The 12,037-nt window shown below is 37.8% G+C and carries 10 protein-coding genes, 1 other RNA gene and 1 other annotated feature; of the genes, 9 read left to right on the forward strand and 2 right to left on the reverse strand.

From position 1 onward, the window contains the following. Positions 1 to 32: 32 nt before the first annotated feature. The 5 genes from ACZ5N5_RS14015 (at position 33) to dtd (ending at position 6,197) form a co-directional block, all read left to right on the forward strand. Complete coding sequence (locus ACZ5N5_RS14015) at positions 33 to 344, forward strand: lipopolysaccharide assembly protein LapA domain-containing protein (protein WP_054787800.1); 312 nt, start codon at positions 33 to 35, stop codon at positions 342 to 344. A 118-nt stretch (positions 345 to 462) separates the two neighbouring features. Next, positions 463 to 2,796 carry a single-stranded-DNA-specific exonuclease RecJ gene (recJ, locus tag ACZ5N5_RS14020; RefSeq protein ID WP_464372668.1) on the forward strand — a complete coding sequence of 778 codons (2,334 nt, stop codon included), beginning with the start codon at positions 463 to 465 and terminating at the stop codon, positions 2,794 to 2,796. After that, complete coding sequence (locus ACZ5N5_RS14025; protein WP_054787799.1) at positions 2,786 to 3,298, forward strand: adenine phosphoribosyltransferase; 513 nt, start codon at positions 2,786 to 2,788, stop codon at positions 3,296 to 3,298. The genes recJ and ACZ5N5_RS14025 overlap by 11 nt, the downstream gene beginning before the upstream one ends. A gap of 233 nt (positions 3,299 to 3,531) precedes the next feature. Then, positions 3,532 to 5,733 (forward strand): RelA/SpoT family protein, encoded by a 2,202-nt coding sequence (locus tag ACZ5N5_RS14030; RefSeq protein WP_464372669.1) that lies wholly within the window; start codon positions 3,532 to 3,534, stop codon positions 5,731 to 5,733. 14 nt (positions 5,734 to 5,747) lie between these two features. Beyond that, positions 5,748 to 6,197: a D-aminoacyl-tRNA deacylase gene (gene dtd / locus ACZ5N5_RS14035; protein WP_277679751.1), complete on the forward strand. Its 450-nt coding sequence runs from the start codon at positions 5,748 to 5,750 to the stop codon at positions 6,195 to 6,197. Between the two features lie 70 nt (positions 6,198 to 6,267). Here dtd and ACZ5N5_RS14040 read toward each other — a convergent pair whose 3' ends face one another. Continuing rightward, on the reverse strand, positions 6,268 to 7,170 hold the full coding sequence (locus tag ACZ5N5_RS14040) for an N-acetylmuramoyl-L-alanine amidase (RefSeq protein WP_109984080.1): 903 nt from the start codon (positions 7,168 to 7,170) through the stop codon (positions 6,268 to 6,270). An 83-nt stretch (positions 7,171 to 7,253) separates the two neighbouring features. Here ACZ5N5_RS14040 and ACZ5N5_RS14045 point away from each other — a divergent pair, with 83 nt between their 5' ends. The 4 genes from ACZ5N5_RS14045 (at position 7,254) to ssrS (ending at position 11,087) form a co-directional block, all read left to right on the forward strand. Beyond that, positions 7,254 to 7,427, forward strand: coding sequence for a hypothetical protein (locus ACZ5N5_RS14045; RefSeq protein ID WP_181397471.1), 174 nt, complete (start codon positions 7,254 to 7,256; stop codon positions 7,425 to 7,427). A gap of 51 nt (positions 7,428 to 7,478) precedes the next feature. Then, positions 7,479 to 7,702 (forward strand) — a binding site (T-box leader). Positions 7,703 to 7,779: 77 nt separating this feature from the next. After that, positions 7,780 to 9,042, forward strand: a complete 1,263-nt coding sequence (gene hisS / locus ACZ5N5_RS14050) for a histidine--tRNA ligase (protein ID WP_464372670.1) — start codon at positions 7,780 to 7,782, stop codon at positions 9,040 to 9,042. A gap of 12 nt (positions 9,043 to 9,054) precedes the next feature. Next, positions 9,055 to 10,812, forward strand: coding sequence for an aspartate--tRNA ligase (gene aspS, locus ACZ5N5_RS14055; protein ID WP_464372671.1), 1,758 nt, complete (start codon positions 9,055 to 9,057; stop codon positions 10,810 to 10,812). A gap of 79 nt (positions 10,813 to 10,891) precedes the next feature. Next, positions 10,892 to 11,087, forward strand: a non-coding RNA gene (gene ssrS / locus ACZ5N5_RS14060) — 6S RNA. Between the two features lie 126 nt (positions 11,088 to 11,213). Here the strand turns inward: ssrS and ACZ5N5_RS14065 are convergent. Beyond that, the gene (locus ACZ5N5_RS14065) at positions 11,214 to 11,918 is read right to left on the reverse strand and encodes an RsfA family transcriptional regulator (protein WP_464372672.1); all 705 of its coding nucleotides are present in this window, start codon (positions 11,916 to 11,918) and stop codon (positions 11,214 to 11,216) included. Between the last annotated feature and the right edge of the window lie 119 nt (positions 11,919 to 12,037).

Here is a 12,037-nt window from a genome sequence, read left to right on the forward strand (position 1 = left end):
ATAAGAAAATTCAACAATGAGGAGGCTTACAAATGAAAGGCCAAACCTATATCATCGTGACTGTGGTATTTGCACTCATTATCGCTATTTTTGCAGTGATCAATGTAGAACCAGTTGAAGTGAATTATTTATTCGGTACAGGTAGGGCGCCATTAATATTAATCATTCTTATTTCCGTATTGATGGGAGTGGTTGTAACAGCTACAGTTGGATTATTTCGATTAAGAAGGGCGAATAAGGAAATCAAAAGACTGAGATCAGAACTAAGTGGAGAGAACCTAGATCCCTCTACTGAATTCACTGCAACCAATTCGCTCGATTCTGGAGAAAAGGATAGACAATAAGAGGAGTTCATGTTTCTGGGCATATGGATAACTGAATAATGAAAATAAGACAGTTGGAATAATTCTGTTTGCTACCCTTGATACACTTTTGTATAATAAGTGAGTCAGGGGTGAATTTATGTTAGCAAGTCAATCAAATTGGATTTTTACATATAAAGACGACGAAAATGCCCGTTATAGTGATATAGAAAATCTACCATATTCCACTATCGTAAAGCAGTTACTATGGCAACGAGGACTAAAGTCTGAAAAGGAAATCCATGACTTTTTACAACCAAATCTTGAAAACCTTCACGATCCGAGCTTGTTCTCTACCATTGAGTCAGCAGTAAACCGAGTAGAGAAAGCGATAGAACTAGGGGAAAGTATATTAGTTTACGGTGATTATGATGCAGATGGTGTCACCTCTACTACTGTAATGGTGGAGGCATTAAGAGAAAAAGGTGCCATGTGTGATTACTATATACCGAATCGTTTTACAGAAGGCTATGGTCCAAATAAAGCGGCATTCCAAGAGATTCACAGACAAGGCTTTCAGCTTATTATAACAGTAGATAATGGTATTGCAGGAACAGAGGAAATCGCTTATGCGAATGAATTAGGTATGGATGTAATTATTACAGACCATCACGAGGTACAGGAAGAATTACCAGATGCGCTAGCTATTATCCACCCAAAATGTGCAGAAGACTATCCATTCAAGGAATTGGCAGGAGTTGGTGTTGCTTTTAAATTTGCTACACAGTTACTCGGATATTTTCCAAAGAAATTTCTTGATTTAGTCGCTATAGGCACTATCGCTGATTTAGTACCTTTAGTAGGAGAAAATCGAGTTCTTGTATCATATGGATTAAAGGAAATGGTCACAACAGAACGAATTGGGCTACAAGCTTTAAAAAAGCAATGTTCTATTGATGGACAGGTGACAGAAGAGGATATTGGATTTCGAATTGGTCCAAGACTAAATGCAGTGGGGCGTTTACAGGATGCAAATATTGCGGTGGATCTACTATTAGCAACAGATCAAGAAGAAGCAGAGGAGCTAGTCCAATATGTACAGGAGTTGAATAAAGAGCGCCAAAAGATTGTCGCAAATATCGCAGAAGAAGCCATTGAGTTATTAGAGCAATCGGGTAATACCGAAGAAATGGATGTATTAGTCGTAGCCAAGGAAGGATGGAATCAAGGCGTGCTTGGTATCGTTGCTTCTAGACTCGTACAAACCTATCATCGACCTGCAATAGTGTTAGCTATTGATCCAGAATTAGAAACCGCTAAAGGGTCTGCACGAAGTATTGAAGGCTTTGACTTATTTAAAAATGGGATGGAACATAAGGATTTATTTACCCATTTCGGTGGACACGCTCAGGCTGCAGGGATGACACTCCCTAGAAAAAATATCGAGCCATTAAGAAAAGCGCTCGATCAACAAGCTAAAACTATCCTAACAGAAGAAGATTTTAAACCACAGCTGAAAATTGATGCGACAATACCATTAAAGGATATTGATATTGCGGTAATCAAAGAACTGGAACAGCTCGCGCCATTTGGAATGAATAATCCTAAGCCGAATTTTCATATCGAAGCAACCCCAATTGAACTAAGGCAGATTGGGGCAACTAAAAATCATTTAAAGGTCAAATTGGAGCAAGCTGGTACAGTAATGGATGGAATCGGCTTTGGCTTAGGAGCTTTTTTTCATCAACTTTCTAAGGAGTCAAAGCTTGAGGCGGTTGTTGAACTTCAAATAAATGAATGGAATGGAATTCGCAAACCACAGGTATTTCTTAAGGATCTAGCAGTATCAGAGTGGCAGCTATTTGACTACCGTGGACAGCAATCATGGTTAAAGCATATTGACCCTACTTGTTCGGATCAATATTTTGTTTACTTTAAAGAAAATCTATATCAAGATGTAATCGATGCGGTAGAAGCTAGGCAAGTGATAGAAGAGAAAAAAACCGTCAATGCCTTGTACTTACTTGATTTACCAAATACATTAGAAGAATTAACCTTCCTTTTGCAAAAGGTGGAGTCTAGTAGAATTTACGCTTGTTTTCAGGCTAGAGAAAGCTCCTATTTTACTACTTTGCCAACGAGAGAGGAGTTTAAATGGCTGTATCAATTAATTTTACAGCGCCAATTTTTTGATTATAAAGTCGATGCTCCTAAGCTGGCAAGCTATAAAGGTTGGAAGCTAGAAAAAATAAAATTTATGTTCCAAGTTTTCCACGAGCTTAACTTTGTGACGAGAGAAGGTGGTCGTATTATACCGAAACAAAGTCCAGAAAAAAAAGATTTAACGGCATCTTCTTTATATCAAAGTCTTCAAGAGCAAAGGAAAGTAGAAGAAACTTTATATTTATCATCCTATCCGCAACTGAAAGCCTGGATAGATCAACAATTAAACACTGGTGCAGTGCCAGAGGAGGAAATGGTTTATGGATTATAAAAAGTATATAACAGTAGTCGAGGATTGGCCGAAGGAGGGTGTTCGATTCAAGGATATTACAACACTTATGGACAACGGACCTGCCTTTAAGTCAGCAGTTAATGAAATCGTAGAATATGCGAAATCGAAACAAATTGATTTAGTAGTAGGCCCAGAGGCACGTGGATTCATTGTCGGTTGCCCGGTGTCCTATGCATTAGAAGTTGGATTTGCACCAGTTAGAAAAGAAGGAAAGCTTCCGCGTGAAGTAATAAAGGTCGATTATGGCTTAGAATATGGAAAGAATATACTTACGATTCATAAAGACGCTATAAAGCCAGGTCAAAGAGTGCTAATTACCGACGATTTACTCGCAACTGGTGGTACGATTGAAGCGACGATTAAGTTGGTAGAGGAACTCGGTGGTATAGTGGTCGGCTGTGCATTCTTAATTGAGTTAACTTATTTAGATGGACGTGACAAATTAGATGGCTATGATGTTTTAACTTTAATGGAATATTAATTAAAAAAGTGCTCTTCGGAGTGCTTTTTTGTACAATAAATGAATAATTATTCAACTAATTTTTTATCTTAGGAAGAAGCTTGTCGAGTTTTGCAAGAAAATTTAAGGAAAATTACTGTTTTTTTTGGTACACTATATAAAACAAACTTTTTAAAGAACATTGAACCATTTTCTCTTAGAAGCAACAACGCATACAATGTGGAAGTAGTAGTTTTAAGAATAAAGGTGATTACATGGCAAAGGACAAAATATTAACGCCTGATGAAATATTTGAACAAGCCGAAAGTTATTTAAACGACGAAGATATTCGGTTTATCAGAGAGGCTTATCAATATGCAGTAAAGGCACATGAAGGACAGTTTCGTAAGTCTGGTGAACCTTATATTATTCATCCAGTTCAGGTTGCAGGTATCTTAATTGATCTCAAATTAGACCCTGAAACCATAGCTGGTGGTTTTTTGCATGATGTGGTAGAAGACACATCGGTAACAGTTGAAGATCTAGAAAAAGATTTTAATGAAGAGGTTGCCATGCTTGTAGATGGGGTGACAAAGCTAGGAAAAATTAAATATATGTCCAAAGCTGCGCAACAAGCGGAAAATCATCGCAAAATGTTCATTGCGATGGCAAAGGATATACGCGTGATCTTGATTAAGCTTGCGGATAGATTGCATAATATGCGGACATTAAAGCATTTACCGACAGAAAAGCAGCGCCGTATTTCCAATGAAACTTTAGAAATCTTTGCGCCGCTTGCCCATCGTCTCGGTATTTCCACCATTAAATGGGAGCTTGAGGATACAGCATTACGTTACTTAAATCCTCAGCAATATTACCGAATTGTTCATTTAATGAAACAAAAGCGTGAAGAAAGAGAAAACTATATCCAAGAAGTGATGGATGAAGTAAAAAAACAACTAGATGAAGTGAATATCTATGCAGAATTTTCCGGTCGTCCGAAACATTTGTATAGCATTTATCGAAAAATGGTGATACAAAAAAAACAATTTAATGAAATATACGATTTATTAGCGGTAAGAATCATTGTGAACAGCATCAAGGATTGTTATGCCGTCCTTGGTATCATTCATACATGTTGGAAGCCGATGCCAGGAAGGTTTAAGGATTATATTGCCATGCCGAAGCCTAATCTATATCAATCCTTACACACAACCGTAATTGGACCAAAGGGTGCACCTTTAGAAGTACAAATACGAACAAAAGAAATGCATGAAATCGCCGAGTTCGGGATTGCTGCACATTGGGCATACAAAGAAGGGAAAAGGTTAAAGCAAAATCAGCATTCCAATGAAGATAAGCTAGCATGGTTTAGGGAAATTTTAGAATGGCAAAACGATGCACATGATGCGGAAGAGTTTATGGAATCATTAAAGGTAGATTTATTCTCTGACATGGTATATGTATTCACTCCAAAGGGAGAAGTAATTGAATTACCGCGAGGATCTGTGCCAATTGATTTTGCTTATAAAATTCATACAGAGGTAGGAAATCATACGATCGGTGCTAAAATTAATGGTAAAATGGAGCCATTAGACTATCGGTTGAAAAATGGTGACATTGTAGAGATTATGACATCCAAGCACTCTTATGGACCATCACAGGATTGGCTAAAAGTGACGCAAACATCACAAGCTAAGAATAAAATTAAGCAATTTTTCAAGAAACAACGTCGTGATGAAAATGTGACGAAAGGGCGAGAGCTTGTAGAGCAAGAGATTAAGGCGGCTGGTTTTGAACCAAAAGATGTCATGACAGAAGAGAATATTACATTGTCAATGGAAAAGTTCAGCTTTACTTCTGAAGAGGATATGTTTGCAGCAGTTGGCTATCACGGAATTACAGCAGCACAAATTGTGACAAGAATGACAGAGAAGCTCCGAGAGCATGATGAAAACCAGAATATTGAAGAAACGATTGAAAAGGTAAACGCAAGTGGTGAAACAATTAAGAAGAAATCAAAACGAGATTCTGGGGTGAAAGTTGAAGGCGTGGAAAACATGCTAATAAGACTTTCCAAGTGCTGTAATCCCGTACCCGGAGATGAGATAATTGGCTATATAACCAAAGGTCGAGGTGTATCCGTCCACCGTAAAGATTGTCCTAATGTGAATACAGATGAGGCAAAGGATCGATTAATTTATGTAGAATGGGAAAATGAGGAGTCTGAATCAAAATCTTATCATGTAGATTTAGAAATCTCAGGTTATGACAGAAGAGGTTTGCTTAATGATGTCCTTCAGGTAATTAATGAATCAAAGACAAACATTATTGCCGTTAATGGACGATCTGACCGTAACAAGATTGCTGTCATTCATGTGACTATTTTGATACACAATATTGGTCATCTTCGTAGAATAGTGGATCGCTTAAAACAGATCGGGGATGTCTATACAGTGGAAAGAACGATTCAATAAGGTAGGTTAGCACGATGAAAGTAATATTGCAAAGAGCAAAAGATGCTGAAGTTACCGTAAAAAATGCTTCAGTTGGTAAAATAGAGAATGGTTTTGTTGCATTGGTGGGGATCACTCACGGCGACACAGAAGAGGACTTGGAGTATCTTGTCAACAAAACGATACATTTAAGAATCTTTGAGGATAATCAAGGGAAGATGAACCTCTCATTAAAGGATATTGGTGGCAGTATCTTATCGATTTCTCAATTCACCTTATACGCTGATTGCCGCAAAGGAAGAAGACCAAATTTTATGCAAGCAGCTAAGCCAGATCAAGCAGAAAAGCTATATGAACAATGGAACCGAAAACTACGCAATAATGGAATAACGGTCGAAACAGGTGCTTTTGGCGAAATGATGAACGTAAGTTTTACAAATGTAGGTCCTGTAACAATTATCCTCGATTCAGCAGAACGTAAATAAAAGATCAAAACCCTTCAATAGAAAACAAACTATTGGAGGGTTTGCTATTGTCTGAGAATGGTAATAACGATCATTTGTTGAAATAATCATACAAGCCCATTATAATTCCTCTACTCATGGATTCTAAGAAAACATTTGATCTAAGATGACTTTCTTCTTCTCGATTGGAGAGAAATCCCAATTCTAGAAGTAAGGATGGACGGTGATTCATTCGTAACACCTGTAAATCCTCTTGAACTACTCCACGATCATTCATCCCAGTTTGTGAAAGGATGCCTTTGTGTACATATTTAGCCAACGATTGATCCGTGTCACTATAATAGTAAGTCCCCACACCTTTAACGTCCGGTAGCTCAGGAGTACTATTATAATGAAGACTCAAAAAAACATCTGGAAACTTAGAACCTGAATAAGTGGTACGGCTTGTAAGAGAAACATAGTAGTTTTTGTTTCTGGTAAGATATACCTTCGCTCCATGAGCTTCCAGCATTTCTTTTAGGACAAACGATGTTTTTAACGTGTAGTTACTTTCATAGCCACCACTTGCTCCAATCGCTCCAACATCAATTCCTCCATGACCTGGGTCAATCACGATTATCTTACCATTTAAATCAGAAACTGAAGAATGAAAATCCTTTATTTCTGATGTTGTAGGGGAGGCTTGAGTAGTCGTTGTGCTTTTTTCATTCTCTTCGGATTCCTGCATTTCCTTTTCAACAATTTGAGCATAATCTTTATGTATCCAACCATTTTCAGTAGCAAGTTCAATTTTAATCCATTCGTCTACTTCTTCAATAATACGATAAGTATCAGGTGGATTAACCTGTGCAATGACTTCATATTCTGTTCCTGGCCCATTACGCACATTTAGATTTTCTCCCTCAATTTGCGCTTGTTTTGCATAAAGATAACATGACATGGAAAAAATAATGATCGAACTAATAAAAAGCATAAATAATAGCTTTTTCTTCACAAACGGTACGCTCCTTTGTCTTTTCTCGTTTATATTTTAACGAAAAATAGATGGAAATAAAAGTGAAAAAGGAAGAGGATTTCATGAGAACCAATTTTAAACAAAATCTTATACTGTCCTCAAGCAGTGTAAATACAAGGAAAATACATGGTTATACAGATTATGTTGCCAATGATAATAAGTTTAATATCGCTCAAGCGGCGAATATTACCATTCATTCAACACAAAAATGGAAGAAAAGCACTCATCTATCTTGACAAAAGTCTTTTCCAACGATTATGATAGAAACAATTCCATAATATGATACGATGAAAGCATGTGAAGGAAATAGTAGCTGATGTCAACGGTAGAAAAGAGAGAGAATTCCTATGGCTGAAAGAATTCTTACTAACCGTCTTTAGTGAATGACATTCTGGAGGCTTTATACTGAATGAAGTAGGTATAAACGTAGGCAGGCGTTAACTGTTTGAGTGGGAGTAATATGGATTACTTCAACTAGGGTGGCAACACGGGTATAACTCTCGTCCCTTTTTTGGGATGAGAGTTTTTCTAATTCTCCAGATTGAAAAGAAAAAGCTAATTACAGAATATTAAATAGGGGGAAATGCTATGAAAGCACCTAGAGGAACACAGGATTTATTACCTGGTGTTTCAGATAAGTGGCAATATGTCGAAGGTAAATTGAAGGAATTAAGTAATCTCTATCAATATAAAGAGATTCGAACTCCAATATTCGAGCATACCGAATTATTTGAGCGAGGTGTCGGTGATACAACCGATATTGTCCAAAAAGAGATGTATACCTTTACGGATAAGGGAGATCGCAGTATTACATTAAGACCTGAAGGAACTGCATCTGTAGTAAGAGCGTTTGTTCAGCACAAGCTATTTGGAAGTCCAAGCCAACCTACTAAGCTTTTTTATATCGGACCAATGTTTCGCTATGAACGTCCTCAGCAAGGAAGAATGCGACAATTTGTCCAATATGGAGTAGAGGCATTAGGTAGTGCGGATCCAGCAATTGATGCAGAGGTAATATCTCTTGCAATGAATGCCTATCAATCACTTGGTTTAAAGTCGTTGAAGCTTGTCATTAATAGCTTAGGAGATCAGGAAAGCAGAGAAAATCACCGTCAAGCATTGATCGATCATTTCACACCAGTGAAGGAAGAGCTTTGCTCGGATTGTCAAACAAGACTGGAGCAAAATCCGCTTCGAGTGCTTGATTGTAAGAAGGATCGTGATCATGAAGCAATGGCAACAGCTCCGTCTATCTTAGACTATTTAAATGAGGAGTCCAGTCAATATTTTGAAAAGGTTCAAGCATATTTGGATGCCATGAACATTTCCTATATTGTGGATAAAAATCTAGTTCGAGGTTTAGATTATTATAATCACACTGCCTTTGAAATAATGAGTGATGCACAAGGATTTGGTGCTATAACGACCTTATCTGGCGGGGGACGCTATAATGGATTAGTTCAAGAGCTTGGCGGACCGGAAACACCTGGAATAGGTTTTGCTATGAGTATTGAACGTCTACTTATGGCTTTAGAAGCAGAAGGTGTCGGTTTACCGATCGATGAGCGATTAGATTGCTATGTTATCTCGATCGGAGATGAAGCTAATATAAAAGCAGCATCCATTGTGAATAAATTACGAGAATCAGGTATTCAAGTCGACAAGGATTATCAAGGTAAAAAAATGAAAGCACAATTTAAAGCAGCAGATCGTTTACAAGCAAAATTCGTCCTCGTTCTGGGTGAGGATGAGTTAGCAAATAATCAAATTGCGGTGAAAAATATGGATTCTGGTGAGCAAGATACCATCGAATTAGAGCAATTAAACGGATATTTACAAAGATTGTTGTAAGGGGGACTATAGATGAAAAATCGTACATTAGCTGGTACATTATCAAAAAAAGATGAAAAAAAAGAAGTTGTGTTAAAAGGTTGGGTACAAAAGCGAAGGGACTTAGGTGAAATTATTTTCATTGATCTTCGTGACCGCTCAGGTGTTGTTCAAACCGTTTTTAATGCGGAAATTTCAAAAGAGGCGTTGGTCATTGCAGATAGTGTGAGAAGTGAGTATGTCGTTGAAATAAAAGGGGAAGTAGTTGAAAGGGATGAAGATACAATCAATCCTAAAATTGCTACAGGAGAGATTGAAGTCCTTGTAAGTGAAATAAAAATACTAAACGCTTCATTGAACCCACCATTTTCCTTAACTGATGATATCGATGTTTCTGAGGATATTCGATTAAAATACCGTTATTTAGATTTGCGACGTGAAGTAATGCAAGAAACCTTCAAACTACGTCATAAGGCAACACAGTCTATTCGTGCTTTTTTAAATGATGAGTCATTTTTAGAAATGGAAACACCTATGTTAACGAAAAGTACACCAGAAGGGGCACGTGATTATTTAGTACCGAGTCGTGTTCATGAAGGGTATTTTTATGCATTACCGCAATCTCCACAGATTTTTAAACAGCTTTTAATGGTGGCAGGATTTGAGAAATATTATCAATTTGCTCGATGCTTCCGTGATGAGGATTTAAGAGCGGATCGTCAACCAGAGTTTACGCAAATTGATATCGAAACATCGTTTATGTCGATGGATGATATCTTGGATATGACAGAAAGAATGATGAAGAAAGTCATGAAAGAAGTTAAGGGTATAGATGTGCAAACACCATTTTTACGCATGCCGTATGATGAAGCAATGGAGCGTTTTGGATCAGATAAACCAGATGTTCGTTTTGGTATGGAGTTAGTGAGTTTATCAGACGTTGTAAAAGAGTCTAGCTTTAAAGTTTTCCGCGAAGCAGTGGAAAACGGAGGTAAAGTTAGTGGTCTGAATCTGAAAGGAAAAGCTGACCAATATTCTCGTAAAGATTTAGACAATATGACAGACTTTGCTAAAATCTATGGAGCAAAGGGTCTAGCTTGGTTAAAAGTGGAGGAAGAGGGATTAGTAGGCCCCATTGCAAAGTTCTTCTCAGAAGAAGAACAAAACCAATTCCGCTCCTTGCTTGAAGCGGAAGCAGGAGACCTATTATTCTTTGTAGCAGATAAGAAGCAGGTTGTATTCGATACTTTAGGTGCTTTACGTCTGAAGCTTGCGAAGGAGCATCATCTGATTGACGAAAGCATATATGAATTTTTATGGATTACAGATTGGCCGTTGCTAGAGTATGATGAAGAGGCGGGTCGCTACCATGCAGCTCATCATCCGTTTACCATGCCAATGGAATCTGATTTAGATAAGTTAGATACAGATCCAGGTGCGGTACGTGCACAGGCTTATGATTTAGTGTTAAATGGATATGAGCTTGGTGGAGGTTCTTTACGTATTTATCAAAGAGAGATGCAAAACCAAATGTTTGAAAAGCTAGGCTTTACTAAAGAAGAAGCGGAAGCACAGTTTGGATTCTTATTGGATGCATTAGAGTATGGAGCACCACCACATGGGGGAATTGCGTTTGGCTTCGATCGTTTTATCATGCTGCTTGCCGGTCGCACAAATCTACGAGATACGATTTTATTCCCAAAAACAGCATCAGCCCAGGATCCGATGACGGAAGCTCCAAGTCCAGTAGATATCAAGCAACTGAATGAATTGCATCTAAAATTAAACTAAATGGAGTCGACATTGTAAAGAAATTGTAAACTTGAAAATCAAGTGAAAATATGCTATGATTTATTTACAAAATGATAAACAAATCCTGATGTGTTCGTCGGATCAATGACGTTTTGACCGAACACCATTAACATCGGGAGCCCAGTGTTCCTACATGGTGTGCAAGCCACTTTACTTAGGAAGCGAATGTGGAAGTATGAAGTGTAGGACAGGGCACCCACCTGCCTTGAGCGGGATCAAAACTTCATCACTACGACGGCACAATTGGGATTTCGATACATACACGGAACACATCTGAGGAAGGTGTGTTTTTTTGTTCTATTTAGGTGAAATTTAAAAAAAGACTACTTTGATCTTTTTCTGGCTAAAAATAGCAAAAAACTGAGCAAAAGCTCAGTTTTTTATTTTGCGACCTGTTCAAGATTTCCGTTCTTATCCATGCGGAATTTAGGTACGGGTCGTGGTTGTTCTTCATCAAAGACTACCATTTTTCTGGCGCGTTCTACAATCTGCATAAAAGCCTGATAGTCTTCATGCATTGTTTGTAATTCTTGTTCTAATTCTTGTACTCTTTTTCGGTGAGTTTCTAGCTGTGTTTGAAGTTGTTCTTTTTCTTGAATTAATCTTTCCATATTAGACTGGGAATATTTCATTTGTTGCTGTTCTTTCTTAAGGAATTGCAAATAGCGTATGACTTGACTCAAATCTAAGGAAGATTGAGGGGCCACATCTTGCATAGCAGGCTTGGTTTCTTCTTTTTTCCAATTCCAAATAAAGGATTCCTCTTGTGAACTTTTATCAAATACCTCTTCTTCCTCTGGTAAATGAAGATTAGTAGTTGTTGTAGTAGTATTTTGCTCTTTGTTTGCGAGAGCCCTTTTTCGATCTTTTCGTTGTTTTTTTGCAATTTGAACCGCTTGTTCATAGCTTTGGCGAACTTCAGCATTCCATCTGAATCCACAAGCAGCTGATGTACGGTTTAACTTGTCCCCTACTTCATCGAATGCTTTTAATTGTGTGCTCCCTTCCCTAATATGACGTAGCACAGTCTCTGCTAGTAGCAAATCATCCTCATGAGACCATGCATCCTGACGTACTTTGGCCATTTCCTTCACTCCTTGTTTTTCTAATCAATAATTTTTGTGATAGATTATATAGATCTAAACTAGATTCATAATCGTACGTGTTTGAGCTTATTCCTTATTGTGACCAGAAAAACAAGATT

This window comes from Gracilibacillus sp. JCM 18966 (assembly GCF_055392695.1).